This window comes from Nevskia soli DSM 19509, assembly GCF_000711955.1.
Taxonomy (GTDB): domain Bacteria; phylum Pseudomonadota; class Gammaproteobacteria; order Nevskiales; family Nevskiaceae; genus Nevskia; species Nevskia soli.
Window position 1 is genome coordinate 181,938 of record NZ_KL543999.1, and the last position, 26,592, is coordinate 208,529.

The following is a 26,592-nucleotide window of genomic DNA, read 5'->3' on the forward strand; positions in this document are numbered from 1 at the left end:
GGGCGTCCGATTTCGCTCCCGGCGAAATCGTCGAGTCCAATCGCGCCTACCAAAGATCTTCCGGGAGTCCTTCGTGGACTCTCACCAACGACCCTACGGGTCGTGGTTGTGCGGCCCATCCATGGGCCGCACCCCTTCGCTGCGCTACGGGGCCGCCCTGCGGGCGTCCGAGCACTTCTATTGCCATTTCAGGCGAATTCGTAAGCTTTCAATGCGTCTGTCGATCGGCTGAATCCGGCATTTGACGCCAGTTTCCAGGCATTTCTCCTGCGGATTCGTCAAGGCGTTCACTGCCTGACGTTACCTTTCTTTACGGCTTTACATTTATTTACATTTCTCCAAAAGCTCAATGTTTCCAACATTTGTTAAGCGGTTCTTAACGCAGGCCGGACCCCTGCCTTAAATCTTTCACCGATGCGTCATTTTCGGCTCCTAGATTCCGGCCACCGCAGCGCATGGGAAGTTGCGGCTGCTTATTTCATCCAGTAATCGCAGGGGAAATTCATGTTCAAACGTATCGCTTTGAGTCTGGCGATGGCCGTGCTGGTCGGCGCCGCCGGTTGTTCCGGAGACGATGGTGCCACGGGTGCCACCGGCCCTGCGGGTCCGGCCGGTCCGCAGGGTCCCGGCGCACCGGGTCCTGGTGCCTATGATCCGGCGCCGGGCATCACGACCGCCACGCCGATCAAGCATCTGGTGGTGATCTACGGCGAAAACATCTCGTTCGACCACTATTTCGGCACCTACCCGTACAACGTCGATCCGGCTAACCCGACCGATCCTTCCAAGTGGAAGCCGTTCCGCGCCGACGCTGTAGTGCCCGCGGCCGGTTCGGTCAACAACTACATCGCCCACCCGGCGCTGCTGACCGCGAATCCGAATGCCGCCAACACCGCCGGCAACGGCAGCAACGCGATCAACCCGTTCCTGCTCTCGGTGGCCCCGGTCACCGGCGGCAAGCCGCATGGCCGCGCGGTCACCGCCAGCCAGGACCACAGCTATAACGGCGAGCAGATCATGTATGACGCCGGCAAGCTCGACCTGTTCCCCTCGCGCGGCCATGCCGATGACAGCACGTCGGCCGATCCGACCGTGAACAAGGGCCTGATCATGGGCTACTACGACGGCACCGCCGTCACGGCGCTGTGGAACTACGCCCAGCAGTACGCGATGAGCGACAACTCCTACGGACAGTTCGGACCGTCCACCGTCGGCGTGATCAACCTGATCTCCGGCCAGACCAACGGCGTGCAGGCGATCAACTTCGCCGGTGCCGCGCTGAGCGGCGCCGACATCGTCGACGGCAACAACGGCTACTACTCCGTGATCGAGGATCCGTCTCCGCTGGATGACGTCTGCTCCACGCAGACCGATATCAACGGCGGCGTGGTTCGCCTGACCGGCCAGAACATCGGCGACCTGCTGGATGCGAAGAATGTCACCTACGGCGGCTTCGCCGGTGGGTTCGACCTGACCCGCGTCAACGCCGACGGCAACAGCGGCTGCTCGCGTGATACGCAGAACTCACTGCACCCGAACAAGGGCGTGTTCGACTTCGTGCCGCATCACGCCTTCTTCAACTACTGGGCGACCACGGCCAACGACACGCATCGCCGTCCGAGCTGCCTGACCCAGACGACGCCGGATTATTCCTGCATCGGCAAGGCCAGCGACACCGCGGTCCACAACTACGACATCGAGGATTTCTTCAACTCGGTCAACGCCGGTTCGTATCCGGCGGTGAGCTTCCTCAAGTCGATCAAGGTCGAGGACGGCCACGGCGGCAACTCCGATCCGCTCAACGAACAGGCCTTCGTGGTGCGCGTGGTCAACTTCCTGCAGCAGCGCAGCGACTGGAAGGACACCGCCGTGGTCGTGCTGTATGACGATTCCGACGGCTGGTACGACCACCAGGCCGGCCCGTTGCTGGCCGCCTCGCATACCGCCCAGGATTTCCTGAACGGCGCCGGCGCCTGCACCAGCGAGCCGTCGACCCTGTTCCCGAACCCGGCCACGCCCGTCACGACGCCGAACGGCATCAATGACAAGCCGGCCGACGGCCGTTGCGGCCCCGGTCCGCGCCAGCCGCTGCAGGTGATCTCGCCGTGGGCGAAGAAGGGCTTCGTCGACCACAGCGTGACCAACCAGGCCGCGGTGATCCGCTTCGTCGAGGACAACTGGCTCGGAGGTCAGCGCATCGGCCACGGTTCCTGGGATTCGATCTCGCTGGACGGCAAGCCGGTCACGGACAAGACCGAGAACTCGATCTACAACCTGTTCGATTTCTCGGGTGCGACGCCGGGCAATGCCACGCCGTTCCTGCTGAACTGCAACGGCACGCCGGCCACCACGGCCCCGGCCAATTCCGCTGCCGGCAAGAACGACGCCTGCGCGGCCTGGTTCGACAAGACCTGAGACGAGTTTGCTTCGGCACCGGTCGCCGCTCCGCGGCGGCCGGTGTTGCCGCACTCCGCAAGCGGCGGGCACGGGGTTTCCCGTGTCCGCCTTTGCTGTTTAACGACCCGATGATCCCCGAATTCAAATGTCCCTGAATCGCCGCAGATTTCTTCAGCAGGGTGGCGGTCTGGCCGCCGCCCTGATCGCCGGCCAGACCGCCGGCACCGACCTGCTTCCAGGCGCCGCGCTGTGCCGCGCACCGCGCCTGCGCAAGACCAAATTCGTTGCGCCGGCCGGCCCGCAGCGGCAGCAGCTCAGTGCGCTGACGCTGGCCCGTTTTGTCGATGCCCTGCCGCTCCCTGAAATCGCGCGCCCGGAAGGCAAGCGCGCCGATCCCGCGGATGCGCATCGCCAGTTGCCGTATTACCGCATGTCGATGCGCGAGATCGAGCAGACCGTGCATCGCGACGTCAAGCCGACCCGCTTCTGGAGCTATGGCAACACCGTGCCCGGCCCGGTACTGGAGACGCGCAGCGGCGAGGGTGTCTGGGTGGACTGGGGCAATGCCCTGCCGACCCGGCATTTCCTGCCGATCGACCACAATCTGCATGGTGCCGAGGCGGGCAAGCCCGAAGTGCGCACCGTGGTGCATGTGCATGGCGCCAAGGCGCCGCCGGCCAGCGATGGTTACCCGGATGCCTGGTACACGCCGGGGCATTCCCGGCTTTATTGCTATCCCAACCAGCAGGACGCGGCCCTGTTGTGGTACCACGATCACACCATGGGCATCGAACGGCTGAATGTCTATGCCGGCCTGTTCGGCTCTTTTATTGTCCGTGACGCAGCGGAGGAAGCGTTGGGGCTGCCGAAAGGCGAGTATGAAATTCCGCTGACCCTGTTCGACCGCGGTTTCGATCGCGAAGGGCAGCTTTATTACCCGGACACTGGTGATCCAGAGGCTCCGTGGGTCTCGGAGGCGATCGGGGATGCCATTCTCGCCAACGGCAAGATCTACCCTTACCTGGACGTGCAGCCGCGCGCCTATCGTTTCCGTCTGCTCAACGCCTCGAACGGCCGCAGCTTCGATCTGAGCCTGGCCAACGGGCAGGGCTTCCAGCAGATCGGCAGCGATCAGGGCCTGTTGCAGGAGCCTGCGCCCCTGAGCAACCTGTTCCTCGCGCCGGCCGAACGCGCCGACCTGGTGGTCGATTTTTCGCAATACGCCGGGCAGAACGTCGTGCTCAAGGATCATCGCCTCAACGACGTCATGCAGTTCCGCGTTGCCGCCGGCAAGGCCATGCCGCTGGCATTGCCCGCCCGGCTGCGCACCATCGAGCGTATCCCCGAAGCGAGCGCGGTCAGGACGCGCACCATGACGCTGCGGGAGTACGCCGATCCGGTCAGCGGTGAGACCACGCTGCTGCTGCTCAACGGCAAGCACTGGCACGATCCGGTGACCGAGAAGCCCGAACTGAATACCGTGGAGATCTGGGAGCTGGTCAATCTCACCGAGGACACCCATCCGATCCATCTGCACCTGGTGCGCTTCCAGGTGCTCGACCGGCGTTCGTTCTCCGTCCAGGAATACCGCAGCAGCGGAAAGATGGTCTACCTGGGCCAGCCGATTCCGCCGAAAGCCGGGGAGACCGGCTGGAAGGACACGGTGCAGGCATTCCAGCGCTCGGTGACCCGCATCATCGTCCGCTTCGAAGGCTTTACCGGCCGCTACCTGTGGCACTGCCACATCATGGAACACGCCGGCAACGACATGATGCGGCCGCTCGAAGTGCTGCCGCCGCGCAAGGCCTGAACGGACGCTTCATCTCAAACGGCGGGATCGTGCATCGGATGGCCCCGCATTCCGCCCCGGCTCTTGACTGGAAGTTGTGTGTCTTAACATTTCTTAACAGTATGCGGACTTCTCCGATCACGAGCGTTTCATCTTGGCTTCTTAAGCTCCCCTGGCTGTCGCACGCTGGTTCCAGGCTTTCAGAAAACTTTCATTTGCCTGAATAAAGGCAATCAGGAGCTGAGTAAATGTTCAAACGTACAGGACTGAGCGTGGCGGTCGCCACTCTGGTCGGACTCGCCGCATGTTCGTCGAGCGATGGGGTGAACGATCCGGCGGCCAACCTGGCCACCACCACCCCGATCAAGCACCTGGTGGTGATCTTCCAGGAAAACGTTTCATTCGATCATTACTTCGCCACTTATCCGACTGCGACCAACCCGGATAAGGAACCCGCCTTCACCGCGCTGGCGAATACGCCGGCGGTCAACGGCCTCAGCGGCACGCTGTTGACGGGTAACCCGAACAAGACCAACACCGGCAATGGTACCGGCGCCGCCAATCCGTTCCGTATGGATCGGACGCAGGCCGCCACTTCGGATCAGAACCACGCCTACCCGGCGGAGCAGCTCGCCTTCAACAATCTGGCGATGGACCTGTTCCCCAAGAACACCGGCACCTGCGATGTCACCATTACCACCAGCGCCTGCGGCAGCGCCGGCGCCTTCGGCACTTCGGGTCAGGTCATGGGCTACTACGACGGCAATACCGTCACCGCCCTGTGGAACTACGCTCAGCACTATGCGATGAGCGACAACTCCTACAGCACCACCTTTGGTCCCTCCACGGTTGGCGCGGTCAACCTGATCTCGGGCCAGACCAACGGCGCCACCCCGGGTCCGGCCTTCCCGAAGGCGGCCGATGGCACCTATGACGAGTACACCGATTCCAACGGCAACACCGCCGCCACACTTGTGCCAGACGGCAACGGCGGCTATACCGATACCGACGATGACGACCCCACCGGCGATGTGTGCTCCGACACCACCTACAACTTCTCCCTGACCGGCAAGAACATCGGTGATCTGCTGAATACGGCCAAGGTCAGCTGGGGCTTCTTCGCTGGTGGCTTCGATTTGACGCTCACCAACAGCGGCACCAGCACCACGGGTTGCAAGCGCAGCACCAAGTCCACCGTGACCAACGTCACCAAGGTGGACTACATTCCCCATCACCAGCCGTTCCAGTACTACGCCTCCACGGCCAACCCGAAGCATACCCGTCCGACTTCGGCGGCGGTGGTGGGGAGCGCCAACGACGGCGGCGCCAACCATCAGTACGACAGCCACGACTTCCTCGATGCGCTGGCGGCGGGCAACTTCCCGGCGGTGAGCTACGTCAAGGCTCCGGGCTTCCAGGATGGCCATGCCGGCTACTCGGACCCGCTGGACGAGCAGACCTTCATCACGACCATCGTCAATGCCGTGCAGAAGTCGCCGGAATGGCCGAGCACCGCCATCGTCATCCTCTATGACGATTCCGACGGCTGGTACGACCACGCCTCCAGCATCGTCCGCGGTTCCAATATCGCGGTGGCGGGTTTCGACGTGCTGTCGCAGTGCACTTCGGTCAACACCGACGTGCTGCCGGGTGTGGATGGCAAAAAGCCGGCGCAGGGCCGTTGCGGTTACGGCATGCGCCAGCCGCTGCTGGTCATCTCGCCCTATGCCAAGGCCAACTTCGTCGACCACACGCTGACCGACCAGGCCTCGGTGCTACGTTTCATCGAGGACAACTGGCTCGGCGGGCAGCGCATCCTCGGCTCCTACGACGGCATTGCCGGTTCGCTGGAGAACATGTTCGACTTCAACGCCAAGCCGAACACCGCGACGTACCTGCTCGACACCACCACGGGTGAACCGCAGTAAGCAAGCGGCGGTGTAGCGCCTTGCGGTAGACATTCGGCAGCCGCCGGTGGCGGGACGTAAAGTCCCGCCACCGGCGCTGTCATTTTCAGCCTTGGCCTATTGAGGCCGGGCAGCAGAGGTTCAGTCCTGATGTCCAGTTGCCTGTCCCGGATTTGTTCACGTCCCGCGTTCGGCGGCCTGCTGGCGGCGCTGGTCTTCGCCCTTCCGGCCTGTGGACGGCAGGGCGGGGCGGCGACGCCCGCTGCCGCGCCTGCGCCAAAGCCGCTCAGTGTGATGGCGCAAGTCGGCAGGAAACTGTTTTTCGAACCTTCGTTGTCTGCCTCGGGCAAGCAGTCCTGCGCCAGTTGTCACGACCCGGCCCATGCTTTCGCGCCGGCCAACGCGCTCGCGGTGCAGTTCGGAGGGCCGGACCTGAGCCTGCAAGGGGAGCGTGCGGTACCCAAGCTGACCTACCTGATCGAGACACCCGGGTTCTCGGTCGGCCCCGATGACACGGGCGGGCTGGAGCTGCATCCCTCGGGTATCTCACCCCATGCCGGCCCGCAAGCCGGCACCCTTGCGGCGGCCGCAGCGCCGGGGCCCGCAAGGCTGGCGCGTGTCGCTCCCAGCGTGTCCAAGTCGAGTAGTGCAGCCGCGGCGGCTGTGGCAATGGTGCCGCAAGGCGGGCTGTTCTGGGACGGCCGGGTCGACACCCTGCAAGGCCAGGCACTGGCGCCGCTGCTCAATCCGCTGGAGATGGGCAACAAGTCGGCGGCGGAAATCGTGGCCAAGCTGCGCAAGCTGGATGTGGTCGAACAGCTCAAGCTCCTGGCGGGGCCAAATGTCGAAACCGACGACAAGTTGCTGTTGTCGGAGGCCCTATTCGCCATCGGCCGCTATGAAGGCGAGGAAAAAACCTTCGCGCCCTTCGACAGCAAGTACGATCAATACCTGATGGGTACGATCAGCCTGAGTCCGGCGGAACTGCGTGGTCTCAAGCTGTACGAGGATCCCAAGAAGGGCAATTGCGCTACCTGCCACCCGGACCAGCGGCGGCCCGACGGCGGTATGCCCCTGTTCACCGATTTCCAGTACGAGTCGCTGGGCGTGCCGCGCAATGCGGAGATCCGCGCCAACGCCGATCCGCATTTCCATGACCTGGGCATCTGCGGCCCGGACCGCAAGGATCTTTTCGCGAAGCAGCCGGGAAATTGCGGCCTGTTCAAGACGCCGTCGCTGCGCAATGTCGCCACGCGACAGGCTTTCTTCCATAACGGCGTGTACCACAAGCTGGAGGATGTGCTGCGCTTCTACGCCGAGCGCGATATCCACCCGGAGAAGTTCTATCCGCGCAAGGCCGATGGGACGGTGGATGTGTACAACGACCTGCCGCCGCAATACCGCGCCAATCTCGACACCCTCGATGCGCCGTTCGACCGCAAGCCCGGCGAGTCGCCAGCGCTGGACGAGGCCGAGCAGAAGGACATCATCGCTTTCCTGGGCACCCTGAGCGACGGGTACAAGCCTACGCAATGAGTCAGGTTTCGCCTTGATGGGGTTGAACCAGGGCGGGGTGTGGTGCGGCTTGTAGTTGAACGTTGTAGCCCTCCTCACGCACGGCGCTGACAAGCGGTTGTGCGCTGCGTGCAGCGGGACTCACATCCGCTTTTACAATTCTTTACGAATTGCGCAAACGTCAATTCCATCAAGGCTTGCGAGGTCATCGTGTGGGGCTCACCGGTGCCCTCCGTCCATCTTTAACCGGGCCGTCATCTTCGGCTCCTAACTTCGCCGACCGATACGGGCCGGTGGTTGGGGCCGTCTCATTTCCGCCCAAAATTCCTAGGGAACACACTAAATGTTCAATCGCAATGCGCTGAAACTAACGCCGATCGCCGTGGCCTGCTGCATGTTGCTCGCAGCATGCGGCAATGACGATAACGGTGGTTCTTCGAGTTCCTCGAGTTCGTCCAGCTCGTCGGGTTCTTCGAGTTCCTCAAGTTCCTCAAGTTCATCGAGTTCCTCGGGGTCGTCGGGCTCATCGAGTTCGTCGAGCTCGTCGGGTTCGGGGCCGACGGCTTCGACCTACACCGGCGTTGTGGTGTCCAGCGCCTTCGTCGCCGGCAGCAAGACCGGCAATCCGACCCTCAAGGCGGGCGTTTACACCGGCGCCACGGTTTGCGTGGACGCGAACGGCAACGGCAAGTGCGACGGCACGGAAACCACGGCGACGACCGACGGCTCCGGCAAGTTCACCCTGACCACGGCCGACACGGGCCAGATCATCGCCGACATCACCACTGCGGCCAAGAACACCGCGTCCGGCGCGACGGTTCCCAGCCACCTGGTCCTGCGCGCCTCCGCCGCGCAAGTTGCCGACCAGGGTGCGGACAAGATCGTCATCAGCCCGGCCTCGAGCGAAGTGCAGCGCCTGGTCGAGGCCAACGGCTCCTCCTACGCGGTCGAGAAAGCGAATCTTGCCTCCCGCCTGAGTGGTCCGGCTTTCGGCCAGGGCGTCACCTTCAGTGGCGTCGATGCGCTTGCCGACGTCAACACGCTGACCGGTGCCCAGCAGTATGCGATGCTGTATGAATACAACCAGTTGAGCAACCGTTATACCTACGCGACCACCAAGCTCGATCGCGGCGACAAGTACCCGGATGCGCTGGCCGTCGCCGGCGGCGATCCCCGGCTTGCCGGTGTTACGGGCATCACCTCGGGCGAGACGATTCCCGCCGATACGCGTACGACGATCACCTTCGCGCAGGCGCAGCAGGCCGCGTTCAATATCGAAGGCGTGCCGGCCTACGACAACATTTTCATCATCATGCTTGAGAACAAGTCCACCGACGCGATTCTCGGCAATACGACACGTGCGCCGAACATCAACAACCTCCTCGGCAAGTACAACCAGCTGACGACCTACTACTCGACCGGTAACCCGTCCGAGCCGAATTACACCGCGCTCGGCGGTGGCGACGACTGGGGCATCACCGACGACAACTGGTTCGGCTGCGGCGCCTTCGGCCCCAACGCGCCGACGGACGTCGCCTTCGTGGGAGGCACGGCCTCCGACGGTCAACCGCTGCCGGCGCAATCGGCGCTGCCGCCGCTGGACAAAGCTCACCTTGCCGGTTACAGCACCAATGCCGGCGACGCCTGCAGCTCGGCGCCGACCAGCGGCACCAACCACAACGAGCCGGGCGACAACCTGTTCACCCTGCTGTCGAAGAGCGGTCTGACCTGGCGCACCTATAACGAGTCGATGAACCCAGGCCAGGACGTGCGTGCGGACAGCATCGCCGATCCGGCGGTTGCCGACACGTACAACGAGACCAACACCGACGGCACGAATGTGACCGGCTCCCCCAACTTCGCGGTGGTGGGAGGCCTGTACAAGGTCAAGCACGGTCCGTCGATGGCCTATCAGGCAGCGCGCAACCTGCCGGAGTTTGTCGCCGATACCCGCACCATCTTCGGTACGCAGTACACGGCGGCCGACTGGGCCAAGACCTCGGTCTACACCGTTCCGAAGGGCTGGATTTACGACCAGTTCGGTGCCGACCTCGCGGCCGGCGATGTGGGCAACGTCAACTTCATCATGCCCGACCAGTGCGACGACATGCACGGTGTCGGCAGCGATACGAGCTGCAGCAACAACAACAACGGCGAAACGGTAGGCATCACCCGTAGCGACATCTACATCAACAAGGTCGTCGGTGCGATCCAGAGCTCGGCCCTGTGGAAGAATGCGCGGAAGCACGTCGCGATCGTGATCATGTTCGACGAAGGCGAAGGCTCCAGCACCTCGTGCTGCGGCTGGAACGCGGCCGGTAAGGGTTCCGGCGACGCCCCGGTGACGGTGGATGCCAGCGGCAAGGCCACGAAGGGCGCGCAGCCGAGCGGTTACGACAACGGCAACAACGGCCACGGCAACTCGATCTTCGGCATCATCACCAATGCGCAGGATGCGGGCACGGCGCCGCTGGGCGTCAAGGACAGCGACGCCTACAGCCACTTCTCGCTGGTGCGCACGATTCAGGACATGTTCCAGATCGCTGACCCGGCTGCCGATGCTTCGTATCTGAACCGTGCGAAGTACACCGAGTTCTTCATCGCCGAGAATATCCTGGCCTTGCCGGAATTCAACAGCAGCGCGGATACGCACTTCGACTCCGTGCGTCCGATCAATCACGCCTATGTGATTCCGAAGACCTACGTGCAGAAGCTGAACCCGGCCGACATTTCGGGCGTCGGCGTGGGCGGTTCCGCGGTCACGCCGCAGACTGGTCCGGACGCGACCCAGAGCAACGTCTGGTCGTTGACGAAGTAATGTCACGGCATTGGCGTGGGGCGGTTCGCCCGCCCCACGCATTTTTACAGTGACGCAATGTGCCGGGCCGTTTCGACGGCCCGTCTTTGCTTGTGGCGTTCCGTGCCGAGCAGCACCCATTTCGGGGCGGTCGGCTGGAGTGAAGTGGTAACGAGGACCGGGAACCGGCCCGAGAAGGATTCAGATGCGTACGAAATTCCATGTCGTTGCCGTATTCGGCGCGGTTCTGCTCATGCTGACGGCCTGTGGCGGTGGCGGAGTCGATAACAGCAGTAGCAGCAGCGGCAGCGGTGGTAGCAGCGGGAGTGGAAGTGGCAGCAGTAGTGGCGGGAGCAGCAGTGGCGGCAGTAGTTCGACGCTGGGCCTCGCGGCGCAGGTGGGGCAGAAGGCGTTTTTCGACAAGACCCTGTCCAGCGGCAAGAACATGTCGTGCGCGAGCTGCCACTCGCCGCAGTATGCTTACGGTCCGCCGAACAGCCTGGCGGTACAACTTGGCTCCGACCCGGCGCAGTCGGGCGTCCGCGCGGTGCCGACGCTGCGCTACAAGGATGCTACGCCCCCATACGAGGATAATGCGGCGAATCCGGACGGCGTGACCTTGCCCTCGGCGGGCGGCGGCTTCATGTTGGATGGCCGCGCATCAACGCTGGCCGAGCAGCCGGAATTGCCGCTGCTCAATCCGATCGAGATGAACAACCCCTCGAAGAGTGCCGTCGTGCAAGCGGTAAAGGACGGCCAGTATGCCGACCTGTTTGCGCAGGCTTACGGCGCGAACGTGTTCAACGACACCGACTCGGCGTTTGCCGATCTGGGCCAGGCGATCCAGGCCTTCGAGCAGGAAGACCCCAGTTTCCATCCATACAGCAGCAAGTACGATCTCTACGTCCACAACAAGCTTGGCGGCACGCTGACCGCTGCCGAGAATCGCGGCCTCAGGATTTTCAACACCGCCGAAGTCGCCAACTGCTCGGCCTGCCACTACGGCGGAGTCAACTTCAACGGCAACCAGGGACTGATGACGGACTTCACTTACCAGGCGATCGGCGCGCCGCGCAATGACAAGTCGATCCCCGGGAATCCTGATCCGATTCCGGCCAATGATGATCCGACCTATTACGACATGGGTCTGTGCGGTCCGTACCGCAGCGACCATACGCCGGCCAAGCTCGGTACGCCGGATCAATACTGTGGCCAGTTCAAGGTGCCGACGCTGCGCAACGTGGCGACGCGCAACGCGTTCTTCCACAACGGCGTGTTCCACTCGCTGAATCAGGTGGTGAACTTTTACAACACGCGCGACACCAACCCGGAGTATTGGTATCCGAGCACAGGTGGTTCCGGTACGCCGGTTGTCAATCCGACTTACGCGCTGCAGCCGACCTATGTGCCCGGCGCGACAGTGGCGAAGTTCAACGACCTGCCGCCCGAAGAACAGGTCAACGTCGACGAGGAAGTGCCCCTCGGTACCGGCATCACGCCGCCGGACAATGTCAATGCAACCACACTCGGCGACGGCGTACAGCCGCGCGCGGCCGGCTCGACACCGTCGATCACCGATCAGCAGATCACCGATCTGGTTTGCTTCCTCAATATCCTGAGCGACGGTTATCAGGTTCCGGATGTGCAGCCGACCAGTGGCGCCTGTGTGAATTGATGGGCGCACGATACTTGATGGCCAATCCGACGATGAAGCGGTACTGCACTGCGGGGTTCCTGGCAGTCCTCGCCTTGCTCGCTGCCTGCCACAACCCGCAGGCGCAAGTGCCCAATCGCGCCAACTTCACGGCGGCGATCAACGATTACCTCACGCAGCGGGGTCATCTGTGTCTCGCCAAGTACGAATGGCCGATTACCGTGACGGCGGCCGATCGGCAAGCGCGCAGCCTCGACGCGCAGCAAATGCCCGTGCTCGAAGCGCTCGGCCTTGTGACGGGCCACGATGTGGGCGAGGCGCGCGAGGGTGTGGTTGGTGCTGCGACGGCGCAGCCGGCGCGCGAATACGCGTTGACCACGGAAGGGCAGAAGTATTACCTGCACGTGCCGGTGGTGATTGCCACGGCCACGCGTCACGTTACCCACCCGGCCGATTTCTGTGTAGCGACCTTGTCGCTGGATCGTTTGATCGGCTGGGAAAAGCCGCAGCCGCTCGATGGCCGCACCGTGACTTCGGTGCTGTTCACGTACAATATCGCCCCGGCGCCGTGGACGCAGACGCCGGACGCACGCCGTGTATTTCCTGTTGTGACGCATGCGGTCGAGAATGCCGGCACGCAGCAGTTGCGCCTGGGCGTGCATCTGACGAAGCGCGGCTGGATCGTCGACGAGTTGTCGGGATAGACATCGCGATGATTCCTCCGGCTTGTATGCACTCATCCGGGAATGTGCGTCTCGCTGATTACCCGCTAAAACTTGTACTCCTGACGATGGACGAGTGACATGAAGTATCGTTTCCGCAAGATCCTGATGATGGTCGTGGCCTTGTCCATGCTCCCGGCGTGCGGCAGAAACAGCGATCCCGGTGCGCCGACGCGTGAGAACTTCACTTCGGCGCTCAAGGATGTCCTGGCCAAGCGCGGCGATGTGTGCTTGGCGATGTTCGATTGGCCGATGGACCTGACGCCGGCAGAAGCCGGCGCGGGTTCAAACCATGCCGTGCAACTTCCGGTGTTCGAAAAGCTGGGTCTTGCGACCAGCACGGTCATCGAGGTGCCGAAGACTGAGGAAAATCCGCAGGGTGTGATCAAACGCTACGCATTGACCGACGAGGGCCGCAAGTATTACAAGCCACATGCGTACACCAGCCGTAGCGGCGCCGAGCACCCGAACGATTTCTGCGCTGCGCAGATCAAGCTCGACAAGGTCATGAGCTGGGAGCTGGACAAGCACGACGCCCAACATCCCTCAGCGGTGGTCAGCTATACCTATCAGATCGAACCGGCGCCATGGATGCATGATCCCGATGCCCAGCGTGTACTGCCGATGATCACGCGCGTCATCAACGGTGCCGGCGGCCGCCTGCAGCTGCATCAGGGCTTCACGCTCGGCGAGCATGGCTGGGTCGCCACTTCCGGTCCGGTGTGAGGGCATGGCCTCGCTCGTCCGCTTCGCGCCGGAACTGGGCCGCTGGCTGACGCAGAGCCTTGATCGTGGCCAGTCGCCGCAAGCGCTGGTCGGCATCATGAATCAGCGGGGCATGGACGCGCGCGCCGCGCAGGCGATCGTCGATGCCTTCGTCGACGCGCGTCAGCGCCGGCAGCCGGTGCCGGTCGACAGCGTCGAACTGCCGGAGGACGGCGCCTCGAGTGCCGCCGCTCGCCTGGCGCCGGGCACGCGCATCCACGCTGCCGGCCGCGAGATCGTCGTGTACTCGCGCGCCGCCGATCCGGTGTTCGCCGCGCTCGGCAACGTGCTCGATGCCGAGGAGTGCCGCATCCTGATCGAAATGGCGCGGCCGCGGCTGAAGCTGTCCACGCTGGTCGATCCGTTGACGGGCCAAGACATCGTCAGCGACAAGCGTACTAGCTACGGTATGTTCTTCCGGCTCGCCGAAAACGACTTCATCGCCCGCATCGATCGCCGCCTGTCGGCGCTGACGAACCTGCCGATCGAGAACGGCGAGGGCCTCCAGGTGCTGCATTACCCGCTCGGCGCCAGCAGCGAGCCGCATTTCGATTACCTGCTGCCGACGAATGCGGCGAACCGCGAGTCGATCGCGCGCAGCGGCCAGCGCGTCAGCACGCTCGTTGCCTACCTCAACGACGTGCCGGCCGGCGGGCAGACTGTATTCCCGACCTTGGGCTGGGCGGTATCGCCGCTGCGTGGCAACGCTGTCTATTTCGAGTATTGCGACGACGCGGGTCGCGTTGATCCGCGCTCGCTGCACGCCAGCGCGCCGGTGACGCAAGGCGAGAAATGGGTCGTGACGAAGTGGATGCGGCAGCGGCGGTTTGTCTCGGCCGGAAGCTGAAGCCGGCATCCGGGGAGTCAGCGGCGCGTAATGAGACCTGGTCCCCCGGCTTTCGCCGGTGTGACGATCTGGTCGAGGAGTGTCAAGGATTGCGGGCGCCGAACGCCTGCTCGCGCAGCTTGCGCAACTCGTCGCGCTTCTTTGCCGCCAGTTCGAACTCCAGGTTCTGCGCCGCCTGATGCATTTCCTTTTCCAGCTTGCCGATCAGCTTGGCCAGCTTCTCCGGCGCCATGTTGCCGTAGGCGGCCTCGCGCTCCGCCACCTTCAGCGCCACGGCACTGTCCAGCGCCTCGTAGCCGAAACGCATGACGTCGGCGACGCGCTTTTGCACGCCCTTTGGGGTGATGCCGTGCTTCTTGTTGTACTCGACCTGCTTGGCACGGCGGCGGTCGGTTTCGTCCAGGGCGCGGCGCATCGAGCCGGTGATCTCGTCGGCATAGAGAATGGCCTTGCCTTCGAGATGGCGCGCGGCGCGGCCGATGGTCTGGATCAGCGAGCGCTCCGAACGCAGGAAGCCCTCCTTGTCGGCATCGAGAATCGCCACCAGCGAGACTTCAGGCAGGTCCAGGCCTTCGCGCAGCAGGTTGATGCCGACCAGCACGTCGAAGACGCCCAGGCGCAGGTCGCGGATGATCTCGGCGCGCTCCACCGTGTCGATGTCGGAGTGCAGGTAGCGCACCTTGACGCCATGTTCATGCAGGTAGTCGGTCAGGTCCTCCGACATGCGCTTGGTCAGGGTGGTGATCAGCACGCGTTCCTGCTTGGCGGCGCGGATGCGGATTTCACCCAGCACGTCGTCCACCTGGGTCGAGGCCGGGCGGATTTCCACCACCGGATCGACCAAGCCGGTGGGACGCACCACCTGCTCGACCACGCTGCCCCGCGATTTCTCGATCTCATAAGGGCCGGGCGTGGCGGAGACGTAGATGGTCTGTGGCACCAGGCGTTCGAATTCGTCGAACTTGAGCGGCCGGTTGTCGAGCGCGGAAGGCAGGCGGAAGCCGTATTCCACCAGCACTTCCTTGCGCGAACGGTCGCCCTTGTACATGGCGCCGATCTGCGGCACGGTGACGTGGGACTCGTCGATGATCACCAGCGCGTCCGGCGGCAGGTAGTCGAACAGGCAGGGCGGCGGCTCGCCCGGCTGGCGCCCGGTAAGCCAGCGCGAGTAGTTCTCGATGCCGTTGCAATAGCCGATCTCCTGGATCATCTCCAGGTCGAACACGGTGCGCTGTTCCAGACGCTGCGCCTCCAGCAGCTTGTTGTGGGCGCGCAGGTATTCCAGCCGGTGGCGCAATTCGTCCTGGATGCCTTCGCGCATCGACAGGATGCGCTCGCGCGGCGTGACGTAATGGCTCTTGGCGTAGATGGTGTAGCGCGGCAGCTTTTCGCGCAGCTCGCCGGTGAGCGGGTCAAAGGTGCTGATGTTCTCGACTTCGTCGTCGAACAGCTCGATGCGCACCGCCTCGTCGTCCGATTCGGCCGGATGCACGTCGATGATGTCGCCGCGCACGCGGTAGGTGGCGCGGGACAACTCGACGTCGTTACGCGTGTACTGCATCTCGGTCAGGCGGCGGATGATCTCGCGCTGGCCCATGCGGTCGCCGCGCACCAGGTGCAGCACCATCTGAAAATACGATTCCGGGTCGCCCAGGCCGTAAATGGCGGAAACCGAAGCGACGATGATGGCGTCCTTGCGCTCCATCAGCGCCTTGGTGGCCGACAGGCGCATCTGCTCGATGTGCTCGTTGATCGAGGAATCCTTCTCGATGAAGGTGTCGGTCGAGGGGACGTAGGCTTCCGGCTGGTAGTAGTCGTAGTAGGAGACGAAATATTCCACCGCGTTGTTGGGAAAGAATTCCTTGAACTCTCCATAGAGCTGGGCGGCCAGGGTCTTGTTCGGCGCCATCACCAGGGCAGGGCGCTGTTCGCGCTGGATCACATTGGCGATGCTGTAGGTCTTGCCGGAGCCGGTGACGCCGAGCAGGGTCTGGTGCGCCAGCCCGTCCTCCAGATTGGCGCACATCTGTTCGATCGCCCGCGGCTGGTCGCCGGCAGGCTTCCAGTCCGCCTTGAGCTGAAAACCGCTCTCGGCGCGGCGCCGCAGCCGTACAACCTTGTCGGAAGTGGGTTCGGTGGCTGGTTGGGATTTGGCCATGGCTCTGGAAATGGGGCGAAAAGGGGGAATTCAGGGGAGAATTTGCGTATCATTCTGCGCCCTTCAAGTGTGCGGCGGCCAATCGGCCGCCTGCCGACTCCCCTCTACCTCCGGGAGAGGGGAGGGCCGATCGCGGAGCGATTGGCGGGGTGAGGGAAGTCCGGGAACCGGGCTTCGAGACCGCTAAAATTTTTACGAGGAATCTATTGTGGAACTCGCCGAACGCGTCCGCCGCATCAAGCCTTCGCCCACTCTCGCCGTGACCGCCAAGGCGGCCGAGCTGAAAGCGCAGGGCAAGGATGTGCTCTCGCTGGGCGCCGGCGAGCCCGATTTCGATACCCCCGCGCACGTCAAGGCCGCGGCCGAGAAGGCCATCCGCGACGGGTTTACCAAGTACACCGCAGTCGGCGGCACGCCTAGCCTCAAGAAGGCCATCGCCGCCAAGCACGCCCGCGATAACGGCCTGGAATACAGCGCCGCGCAGATCCTGGTGTCCTGCGGTGGCAAGCAGTCCTGCTACAACCTGTGCCAGGCCTTGCTCAACCACGGCGATGAGGTGATCATCCCGGCCCCGTACTGGGTCAGCTATCCGGACATGGTGCTGCTGGCCGACGGCAAGCCGGTGATCATCGAAACCACCCCGGAAACGCGCCTGAAGATCACCCCGGCCCAGCTGGAGGCCGCGATCACCCCGCGCACCCGCCTGATCTTCCTCAACAGCCCCTCGAACCCCTCCGGCATGGCCTACAGCAAGGCCGAGCTGACGGCGCTGGGCGAGGTGCTGCGCAAGCATCCGCGCATCATCATCGCCACCGATGACATGTACGAGAAGATCCTGTGGACGGCGGAGCCTTTCGCCAACATCGTCAACGCCTGCCCGGACCTGTACGAGCGCACGGTGGTGATCCATGCAGTGTCCAAGACCTACGCCATGACCGGCTGGCGCATCGGCTGGGCCTGCGGGCCCAAGGCCCTGATCACGCCCATGGCCGACATCCAGAGCCAGAGCACGTCCAACCCTTGCTCGATCTCCCAGGTGGCGGCCGAAGCCGCGCTCAACGGCGACCAGTCCTGCGTGGCGGAAATGACGGTGGCGTTCAAGCGCCGCCATGACCTTCTGGTGGCTGGTCTGAACACCATTCCCGGCATCAGCTGCCAGCCGGGCGACGGCACCTTCTATGCCTTCCCCAACGCCCAGGGCCTGATCGACAAGCTCGGCGTGAAGGACGACCTGGCGTTGTCCGACCTGCTGCTGCAGCAGGCCCTGGTGGCCCTGGTGCCGGGCTCGGCCTTCGGCACGCCGGGACACCTGCGCCTGTCCTTCGCCACCAGCGACGAAGTGCTGAAGAAGTGCCTGGAACGCATCGCTGCAATTGCCAAATAACAGAATAAAAGTCTGAAAAGGATTGCGTTGTGACGCATGTTGGCTAAAATATGCGTCCTGTCGTATTCCTCGATAGCTCAGTCGGTAGAGCAGTTGACTGTTAATCAGCGGGTCGTTGGTTCGAGTCCAACTCGAGGAGCCACGACAGGTAATTGATTTAGAAAACAAAAATGGCGATCTTCGGATCGCCATTTTTTTGTTTCGCGGATGGCCCGGGCCTTGCGGGCTCTTGATTGAGTACTCAAGCATCCCAATCAAGTTCGCATGCCTCTGAAAATGCTGTTACGTATCGTTGGCCTCAGCGCCCTCCTGCACGCCTATATCGGATTCCGTCTGTTGCCGGATCTTCCCGTAGGTCCCGTGGGCGTTGCCGCCGCCATCGCCGCCCTGGCCCTGTCCTGCCTCGTCATGCCGGCGCCGTTGCTGGCCAGGTCGGTGGCGCCAAAGCCCTGGTCGGATCTGCTGGCCTGGATCGGCTACCTGGCCATGGGCCTGTTTTCCTCGCTGTTCGTCCTGACCCTGCTGCGCGATATCCTGCTGCTGGGCGCCGTCGTCGTAGGCTTCCTTGCTCGTGATGCGCTGCCGATCGACGGCTTCCGCGAGGCTTCGGCCATCGCCGTGCCGGGCCTGGCGCTGGTCCTTACCTTGATGGGCGTCTTCAACGCACGCCGGCTGGCCAGGGTGGTGCGGGTCGATATTCCCATCGTCGGGTTGCCCGCGGCCCTGAGCGGCTTCGTCATCGTCCAGATCAGCGACATCCACGTCGGCTCGACCATCAAGCGGGGCTATCTGAATGCCATCGTGGGCGCCGTCAATGCCCTGAAGCCCGACCTGGTGGCCGTGACCGGCGACCTGGTCGACGGCAGCGTGGAGCGCCTGGGGCCGCATGTGGCGCCGCTGGCAAGCCTGTCGGCACGGCACGGCGTCTACTTCGTCACCGGCAACCACGAGTACTACTCCGGCGCGGATGCCTGGGTGGCCGAACTGCGCCGGCTCGGCCTCAATGTGCTGCTGAACCAGAATGCCGTGCTGGAGCACGACGGCGTCCGCCTGCTGGTCGGCGGCGTCACCGACTACTCGGCGCATCACTTCGACCCGGCACAGCGCAGCGATCCGCATGCCGCCCTGTCCGGCGCGCCCGCGGACGTCGCCGTCCGGGTGTTGCTGGCGCATCAGCCGCGCAGCGCGCCGGCCGCGGAAGAGGCCGGGTTCGATGTACAGCTTTCGGGCCACACCCACGGCGGGCAGTTCCTGCCCTGGAATTTCTTCGTGCGCTTCCAGCAGCCGTTCACGGCCGGCCTGAACCGCCTGAAGAAGCTCTGGGTCTATACCAGTCGTGGCACCGGCTACTGGGGCCCTCCGGTCCGCTTTGGCGCACCTTCCGAGATCACCCGGCTGCGCCTGGTCGCGGCCTGAACTGAAACGGCCATCTGCCGACCGGGTGCTTTCCCAGGCCCTCGCATAAAGAAAAACCCCGCTGGTCGATGACCAGCGGGGTTCAGTTTGCTGCCAGGTGTCTACTTCGGCGCGTCGGGAGCCGGCGCGTCGCCCGCTGCCGGTGTGGCGGCATCGGCAGCCGGGGCCGCCGAAGTGTCCGCAGGCGGCGTGGCATCGGCCGCCGGAGCAGCGCTGTCGGCGGCAGGCGCCGGAGCGTCCGGAGCCGGAGCTGCTGCATCGGCGGCCGGAGCCGCCGGGGCGGCTTCGGTGCTCGCCGGGGTGGCGTTTTCGCTGGTGACGCCGCCGTTGGAGTCCGTCACCTTCAACTCGACGCGACGGTTCAGCTCACGGCCTTCGTCGGTGTTGTTGTCGGCGATCGGCATGGACTCCCCGAAGCCCTTGGAACTCATGCGGTCCGCTTCTACGCCGCGGCCGACCAGGTACTGCTTGACCGAGGCGGCACGCTTGTCGGAGAGCTTCAGGTTGTAAGCGTCCGAACCCTTGCTGTCGGTGTGGCCGTCGATCTCGACCTTGATGTCCTTGCGTGCCAGCAGCGCGTCGGCCACCTGGTCGAGCAGGGTCTTGGCGTTGACCGTCAGCGTGGCCTTGTTGAACTCGAAGTTCACGCCGTGCAGCACGATGGTATCGCCGGTCTTGCAGCCTTCCAGGCTGATCGGCTGGCCCGGGGCGGGCGGCTGGCAGGGTGGCGGCGGGGGCGGAGGCGGCGGGGGAGGCGGAGCCTCCTCGGTCGGCACCACCGCGGGCGGCGGTTCCGGCGGGGCTTCCGCGGCGGGCTTGAGGCGGCCGCCCAGCGGGATGCGCAGGCCGATATTGAACTGCGCCTCGGTAAAGCTCTTCTGGCCGCCGGTATCGTTGGTGCCGATCACGTCGCGGTTGTGCGAATCTAGCTGGTACAACGCCTCGGTGCGCAGCGTCATGCCGGGGGCGATGAGGCCGCCCAGGGTGATGTTCAGCGGGAAATCCCAGCCCAGGCCGGGATGGAAGATGGTGCTGGTGTACTCGCGCACCGGGCCGGGCTGGTTGTTGGCCTGACCGCGCATCACGTCCACATGCAGGAACAGGCCGTGGACAAAGGATTCGGCCGAGGGGAACAGGTAGACATTGGCGCCGCCGCCCGCGCCGAACACCCGCATGGAATTGGGCTGGGCGGTGCTGAAATCGCCCTGCTTGGTGTCGTATTGGGTAAAGCTGCCCAGGATTTCCAGCTCCAGGCCGCGGGTAAAGCGTTTGCCGATCGCGACCACGCCGCCATAGCCGCCATCGGTGCCGCGGGCGTCGTCGGCGAGGGTGTAGCTGCCCATCGGCGCAACGTAAACGCGGCGGTCGTCGGCGGTATCGTCGGCCCGTACGGCGGTGGCGCCGAAAGTGGCCGCGACCATCAGCGGGATCAATCCATAGCGGAATCTATTCATGCTGCTCCCCTTGCGCTCCTCTGGTCCAGTCGGAGAATCGTTCTAATCTTCGTTTTACGTCAGAACTTACGGCGAAGCCGTCCCTGACGGCCTTTTTTAACATGCACTTGCGTCATCACACAACTTCGGTGACCGGATCGCCGCGGGCGACTATACTTCGCCTCCTTCCAATACCTCCAGATCATGGAACTCAACCCGATCAGAAGCGAGATTACAGCCCTGCAGGCGCGTTTCCACGCGCTGCGGGGCTATCTTTGACTACGATGTCAAGCGCGACCGCCTGGTCGAGGTAAGCGCCGAGCTGGAAGACAACAAGGTCTGGGACAACCCGGAACGCGCGCAGAGCCTGGGCCGCGAGCGGGCCAAGCTGGAGCAGGTGCTGGAGCCGATCGCCCGTGCCGAGGCCGGCCTCAAGGACGCCTCCGATCTGCTGGAAATGGCGGCCGAAGAGAACGACGAGTCCACCGTTGCCGCCGTCGCCAAGGACGTGGCCTATTACGCCCGCCTGGCCGACGACATGGAATTCAAGCGCATGTTCTCCGGCGAGATGGACGCCAACAACGCCTATCTCGACGTCCAGTCCGGCTCCGGCGGCACCGAGGCCCAGGACTGGGCGCAGATGCTGCTGCGCATGTACCTGCACTGGGCCGAGTCCAAGGGCTTCAAGTCCGAGCTGCTGGAACAGTCCGACGGCGAAGTGGCCGGCATCAAGAGTGCTTCCGTATTCGTCGAAGGGCCCTATGCCTACGGCTGGCTGCGCACCGAGATCGGCGTGCACCGCCTGGTGCGCAAGTCGCCGTTCGACTCCGGCAACCGCCGCCACACCTCGTTCGCCGGTGTGTTCGTTTCGCCGGAAATCGACGACAACATCGAGATCGACATCAACCCCGCCGACCTCAAGATCGATACCTACCGCTCCAGCGGCGCCGGCGGCCAGCACGTCAACAAGACCGAATCGGCCATCCGCATCACCCACGTGCCGACCAATACGGTCGTCGCCTGCCAGACCGAGCGCTCGCAGCACAAGAACCGCGACCGCGCCATGAAGATGCTGCGCGCCAAGATGTACGAGCAGGAACTGCTCAAGCGCAATGCCGAAAAGCAGAAGCTGGAAGACTCCAAGAGCGACATCGCCTGGGGCCACCAGATCCGCTCCTACGTGCTCGACCAGTCGCGCATCAAGGACCTGCGGACCGGCGTGGAAATCGCGGACACGCAGAAGGTGTTGAACGGCAACCTCGATCCGTTTATCGAGGCCAGTTTGAAGCAGGGGTTATAACGCTCTTTGTCATTCTGAGCGCAGCGAAGGATCTGGCCAGATTCTTCGCTGCGCTCAGAATGACAGGCCCCTTTACTTAGTTGCCAGTGTTGACCAATGACCAATCAAAAGCTGCCGCCGGATAGCCCCGAAGACAAGGCCTTGTTCGACAAGATCGACAAAGCCGTCGACGAGAACTACGTCATTGCGCACCGCCGCGAGAAGCTGGAAAAGCTGCGCGGGGCGGGGCAGGCTTTCCCCAACACCTTCCGCCGCGACACCCTGGCCGAATTCCTCAACGGCAGCTACGGCGCGCGCGACGCGGCCTCGCTGGAAGGCGAGACCCAACAGTTCAAGCTCGGCGGCCGCCTGGTGGCCAAGCGCGTCATGGGCAAGGCCAGCTTCGTGCAGCTGCAGGACATGTCCGGCACCCTCCAGCTGTTCGTGCAGCAGGGTGCGCTGGGCGAGGAGAAGTATGCCGAGTTCAAGACCTGGGACGTCGGCGACATCGTCGGCGCCACCGGCACCGTGTTCAAGACCAGGACCGGCGAGCTGTCGCTGAAGGTGTCGCAGATCGAGCTGCTGGTGAAGACGGTGCGTCCGCTGCCGGAGAAGTGGGCCGGCCTCACCGACACCGAGACACGCTACCGCCAGCGCTATGTCGACCTGATCATGAACCCCGACGTGCGCCGCACCTTCGAGGTCCGGGCCGGCACGGTTCGCTTCATCCGTCAGTTCCTCGACAGCGTGGGCTTCGTCGAGGTGGAAACGCCGATGCTGCAGCCCATCGCCGGCGGCGCCACGGCGCGGCCCTTCGTTACCCACCACAACGCCCTGGATCGCGATCTGTACCTGCGCATCGCGCCGGAGTTGTACCTGAAGCGGCTGGTGGTGGGCGGCTTCGAGCGGGTCTACGAGATCAACCGCAATTTCCGCAACGAGGGCCTGTCCACCCGGCACAACCCCGAGTTCACCATGCTCGAGTTCTACCAGGCCTACGCGGACTACCGCGACGCCATGGACCTGGTCGAGAACCTGATCCGCGACTGCGCCCTGGCGGTGCTGGGCACGGCCCAGCTCAAGTACCAGGCGCAGGATTTCGACCTGTCCCAGCCCTTCGTCCGGATCAGCATGGCCGAGGCGGTGGCGCGGGAAAACCCGGACCTGGATCGCGGCCGCCTGCGCGACCGCGATTACCTGGCTGCCTATGCCAGGGGCAAGGGCGTGCAGATCGGCAAGGACATGGGCACCGGCAAGCTGCTCACCGAGCTGTTCGAGAAGACGGTGGAAGCCAAGCTGTCGCAGCCGACCTTCATCACTGAATACCCCACCGAAGTGTCCCCCCTGGCGCGCCGCAACGACGCCGACCCGGAGGTGACCGACCGCTTCGAGTTCTTCGTCGGCGGCCGCGAAGTCGCCAACGGCTTCTCCGAGCTGAACGATCCGGACGACCAGGCGGCGCGCTTCAAGGCCCAGGTCGCGGCCAAGGAAGCCGGCGACGACGAGGCCATGCTCTACGACGCGGACTACATCCGCGCCCTGGAATACGGCCTGCCGCCGACCGCCGGCGTCGGCATCGGCATCGACCGGCTGGTGATGTTCTTCACCGACTCGGCCTCGATCAGGGACGTGCTGCTGTTCCCGCAGATGCGGCCTGAAGCCTGAGGCCGAAGCTCAAGGTGAAAATGCGGGGCACAAGCCCGGAGCAAGCGGTTCGCGGCGGCTGTTAGCAGTCCCTCGATGTGACTGCTAATTTTTTGCTGGTTTTTTCGCCAAACCCAAGCCCTGGTGGCCTTTACACGTTAGGCCACATTATCTAGTTGACGTAGGGCTCGCAAAGTGGGAACTTTGTAATGCAGTCGCTTGCCCAAAGGCCAAGAAGACCAACAACGAAAGAAGGCCCTCAAGCTTGCCTTCGACTGCCATGTTCTTTGTTAAATCCGCTACGAGTCCAGGCTGATCCGGGAACATCCGGTACCGGTTTGTCGTGCTCGCGTTCTTTAGGAGTGGTTGCTGTATTGCGGTGTGACGGTTTGCCGTCACTGCTTGAATTCCTTCGCCCTGTCGAGGCGAAGGCGATAGAGTCCGCGGCTCTTTAAGAAGCAAGGCTGGACCTGCGGATAGCGGCAAACAGCGGCGTCGCTTCACTCCCGCTCTCTCACCCTACCGTTCGGCGGGTGATGTAAACCCCCTTCGATCCGTCTGCGGCCGTGCGCGTATACGCACGTCGGAAATCCGTCGCCGCCTCCGATGCTGCGCGCAGCATGGTTTCGCATCGCGATGACGGAGCCTGTGCAAATGATCTTTCCTAATGGCCGCAACGATGACCGATGCTGGCATTCAGCCGGCAGCAAGCTCGGTTATGCGAACACTGGGGCCAACGGTTTCCGGAACGAGAGCAGTGTGGAAGCTCGATGGAGCTTGTTGCCGGCGACGCGGTCAAAAGCCTTGTGGATGGCGCTTTGCCGGAAGTTGGTCCAGTAGTTGCATTTTGCTCGGTAGGTTGAATTCGTCGAAGAGGACGGGCTCGACAAACTGCATGAAGACAGGTGCCGGTTCTTGACGACTGCGTTTCGTACATTGGCTTTGCCGGAGAACGAGATGACAGGCATTTTTGAAAGCTTCAAGCAGCAATTCCTGCAATCGCGGGATGAAGAGATGTCGCTGGAGGAATACCTCGCGCTGTGCAAGCGCGATCCCCTGGCCTACGCTTCCGCCGCGGAGCGCATGCTCGCCGCGATCGGCGAAGCCGAGATGGTGGATACGCGCAACGATTCGCGCCTGTCCAGGATCTTTTCCAATCGCATGATCCGGCGTTATCCGGCCTTCCGCGAGTTCTACGGCATGGAAGACGTGGTGGCGCAGATCGTCGCCTTCTTCCGCCACGCCGCGCAGGGACTGGAGGAGCGCAAGCAGGTGCTGTACCTGCTCGGCCCGGTCGGCGGCGGCAAATCGTCCATCGCCGAGCGGCTGAAGTCGCTGATGGAGCAGTTCCCGATCTACGCGCTGAAAGGCTCGCCGATCAACGAATCCCCGCTGGGCCTGTTCTCGCCCGAGCGCGATGGCGCCACGCTCGAAGCCGAATTCGGCATTCCGCGCCGCTACCTGTCCGGGATTGCTTCACCCTGGGCCCTGAAGCGCCTCAACGAATTCGGCGGCGACCTGACCCAGTTCCGCGTGGTGCGGATCCAGCCCTCGGTGCTGCGCCAGACCGCCATCGCCAAGACCGAGCCGGGCGACGAAAACAACCAGGACATCTCCACTCTGGTCGGCAAGGTCGACATCCGCAAGCTGGAAGCCTTCTCCCAGGACGATCCTGACGCCTACTCCTACTCGGGCGGCCTGTGCCTGGCCAACCAGGGCCTGCTCGAGTTCGTCGAGATGTTCAAGGCGCCGATCAAGATGCTGCATCCCCTGCTGACCGCCACGCAGGAGTGCAACTTCAAGGGCACCGAAGGGTTCTCGGCCATCCCGTTCCACGGCATCATCCTGGCCCACTCCAACGAAAGCGAGTGGCAGAGTTTCCGCAACAACAAGCACAACGAGGCCTTCCTCGACCGCGTCTACATCGTCAAGGTGCCGTATTGCCTGCAGGTATCGGAAGAGCTGCAGATCTATCGCAAGCTGCTCAAGCACAGCTCGCTGGTGGATGCCCGCTGCGCTCCCGGCACGCTGGAGATGATGGCCCAGTTCTCGGTACTGACCCGCCTGAAGGAACCGGAGAATTCCAGCATCTATTCCAAGATGCGCGTCTACGACGGTGAAACCCTCAAGGACACCGATCCCGGCGCCAAGTCCTTCCAGGAGTACCGCGACTTCGCCGGCATCGACGAGGGCATGACCGGCAGTTCCACCCGTTTCGCCTACAAGGTGCTGTCCGCCGTCTTCAACTACGACCAGACGGAAGTCGCCGCCAACCCGGTGCACCTGATGTACGTGCTGGAGCAGCGCATCCTGCGCGAACAGCTGCCGGAGGAGACGCAGCGCCGCTACCTGGAATTCATCAAGGCCTGGCTGTCGCCGCGCTATGCCGAGTTCATCGGCAAGGAAATCCAGACCGCTTACCTGGAGTCCTATTCGGAATACGGCCAGAACATTTTCGACCGCTACGTCACCTTTGCCGACTACTGGATCCAGGACGAGGATTACCGCGATCCCGAAACCGGCGCCAGCTTCGACCGCTCCGCGCTCAACAGCGAGCTGGAGAAGATCGAAAAGCCGGCCGGCATCGCCAACCCCAAGGACTTCCGCAACGAGATCGTCAACTTCGTGCTGCGCGCCCGCGCCCAGCACGGCGGCAAGAATCCGAAGTGGACCAGCTACGAGAAGCTGCGCGAGGTGATCGAGAAGAAGATGTTCTCCAGCACCGAGGAACTGCTGCCGGTGATCTCCTTCAATGCCAAGGCTTCGGTCGAGGACAAGAAGAAGCACGAGAACTTCGTCGGCCGCATGGTCGAGAAGGGCTACACCGAAAAACAGGTGCGCTTGCTGTCCGAGTGGTACCTGCGGGTTCGCAAGTCGTCCTGATG

Annotated in this window: 16 protein-coding genes and 1 tRNA gene; 15 read left to right on the forward strand and 2 right to left on the reverse strand. The window is 63.6% G+C overall.

Features of this window, described 5'->3' with window-relative positions; translation table 11 throughout:
• The first annotated feature begins 504 nt into the window (after positions 1 to 504).
• The 9 genes from BP26_RS0125050 (at position 505) to BP26_RS0125090 (ending at position 14,393) form a co-directional block, all read left to right on the forward strand.
• A complete protein-coding gene (locus BP26_RS0125050; RefSeq protein WP_157572763.1) occupies positions 505 to 2,415 on the forward strand; it encodes an alkaline phosphatase family protein in 1,911 nt (636 codons plus the stop codon).
• Between the two features lie 127 nt (positions 2,416 to 2,542).
• On the forward strand, positions 2,543 to 4,207 hold the full coding sequence (locus BP26_RS0125055; protein ID WP_029923286.1) for a multicopper oxidase family protein: 1,665 nt from the start codon (positions 2,543 to 2,545) through the stop codon (positions 4,205 to 4,207).
• A gap of 227 nt (positions 4,208 to 4,434) precedes the next feature.
• The gene (locus BP26_RS0125060) at positions 4,435 to 6,114 is read left to right on the forward strand and encodes a phospholipase C (RefSeq protein ID WP_029923287.1); all 1,680 of its coding nucleotides are present in this window, start codon (positions 4,435 to 4,437) and stop codon (positions 6,112 to 6,114) included.
• A gap of 129 nt (positions 6,115 to 6,243) precedes the next feature.
• Positions 6,244 to 7,629: a cytochrome-c peroxidase gene (locus tag BP26_RS0125065; RefSeq protein ID WP_084183440.1), complete on the forward strand. Its 1,386-nt coding sequence runs from the start codon at positions 6,244 to 6,246 to the stop codon at positions 7,627 to 7,629.
• Between the two features lie 322 nt (positions 7,630 to 7,951).
• Positions 7,952 to 10,426: an alkaline phosphatase family protein gene (locus tag BP26_RS0125070; RefSeq protein ID WP_029923289.1), complete on the forward strand. Its 2,475-nt coding sequence runs from the start codon at positions 7,952 to 7,954 to the stop codon at positions 10,424 to 10,426.
• A gap of 184 nt (positions 10,427 to 10,610) precedes the next feature.
• Positions 10,611 to 12,080, forward strand: a complete 1,470-nt coding sequence (locus BP26_RS0125075; protein WP_029923290.1) for a cytochrome-c peroxidase — start codon at positions 10,611 to 10,613, stop codon at positions 12,078 to 12,080.
• 17 nt (positions 12,081 to 12,097) lie between these two features.
• Positions 12,098 to 12,763, forward strand: coding sequence for a hypothetical protein (locus BP26_RS0125080; RefSeq protein ID WP_211255048.1), 666 nt, complete (start codon positions 12,098 to 12,100; stop codon positions 12,761 to 12,763).
• 99 nt (positions 12,764 to 12,862) lie between these two features.
• Positions 12,863 to 13,507, forward strand: coding sequence for a hypothetical protein (locus BP26_RS0125085; RefSeq protein ID WP_029923292.1), 645 nt, complete (start codon positions 12,863 to 12,865; stop codon positions 13,505 to 13,507).
• 4 nt (positions 13,508 to 13,511) lie between these two features.
• Positions 13,512 to 14,393, forward strand: a complete 882-nt coding sequence (locus BP26_RS0125090; protein ID WP_029923293.1) for a 2OG-Fe(II) oxygenase — start codon at positions 13,512 to 13,514, stop codon at positions 14,391 to 14,393.
• Between the two features lie 82 nt (positions 14,394 to 14,475).
• On the opposite strand, the gene uvrB is transcribed toward BP26_RS0125090, so the two are convergent.
• Positions 14,476 to 16,551 carry an excinuclease ABC subunit UvrB gene (uvrB, locus tag BP26_RS0125095; protein ID WP_084183441.1) on the reverse strand — a complete coding sequence of 692 codons (2,076 nt, stop codon included), beginning with the start codon at positions 16,549 to 16,551 and terminating at the stop codon, positions 14,476 to 14,478.
• A gap of 208 nt (positions 16,552 to 16,759) precedes the next feature.
• On the opposite strand from uvrB, the gene BP26_RS0125100 reads away from it, so the two are divergent.
• From BP26_RS0125100 to BP26_RS0125110, 3 genes are all read left to right on the forward strand, one after another.
• On the forward strand, positions 16,760 to 17,935 hold the full coding sequence (locus BP26_RS0125100; protein WP_245611891.1) for a pyridoxal phosphate-dependent aminotransferase: 1,176 nt from the start codon (positions 16,760 to 16,762) through the stop codon (positions 17,933 to 17,935).
• 66 nt (positions 17,936 to 18,001) lie between these two features.
• Positions 18,002 to 18,077: transfer RNA gene (locus tag BP26_RS0125105), tRNA-Asn, on the forward strand.
• Positions 18,078 to 18,199: 122 nt separating this feature from the next.
• Complete coding sequence (locus BP26_RS0125110) at positions 18,200 to 19,351, forward strand: metallophosphoesterase (RefSeq protein WP_036517996.1); 1,152 nt, start codon at positions 18,200 to 18,202, stop codon at positions 19,349 to 19,351.
• A gap of 101 nt (positions 19,352 to 19,452) precedes the next feature.
• Here BP26_RS0125110 and BP26_RS28100 read toward each other — a convergent pair whose 3' ends face one another.
• On the reverse strand, positions 19,453 to 20,805 hold the full coding sequence (locus BP26_RS28100) for an OmpA family protein (protein WP_157572764.1): 1,353 nt from the start codon (positions 20,803 to 20,805) through the stop codon (positions 19,453 to 19,455).
• A gap of 183 nt (positions 20,806 to 20,988) precedes the next feature.
• Between BP26_RS28100 and prfB the strand changes: the two genes are divergently transcribed.
• From prfB to BP26_RS0125130, 3 genes are all read left to right on the forward strand, one after another.
• A protein-coding gene (gene prfB, locus BP26_RS0125120; protein ID WP_157572765.1) for a peptide chain release factor 2 occupies positions 20,989 to 22,084 on the forward strand; the annotation gives its coding sequence in 2 pieces (ribosomal slippage) (positions 20,989 to 21,060 and positions 21,062 to 22,084; 1,095 coding nt in all).
• Positions 22,085 to 22,180: 96 nt separating this feature from the next.
• Positions 22,181 to 23,728: a lysine--tRNA ligase gene (gene lysS, locus BP26_RS0125125; RefSeq protein ID WP_169740783.1), complete on the forward strand. Its 1,548-nt coding sequence runs from the start codon at positions 22,181 to 22,183 to the stop codon at positions 23,726 to 23,728.
• 936 nt (positions 23,729 to 24,664) lie between these two features.
• Positions 24,665 to 26,590, forward strand: a complete 1,926-nt coding sequence (locus BP26_RS0125130) for a PrkA family serine protein kinase (RefSeq protein WP_029923300.1) — start codon at positions 24,665 to 24,667, stop codon at positions 26,588 to 26,590.
• Positions 26,591 to 26,592 lie beyond the last annotated feature (2 nt).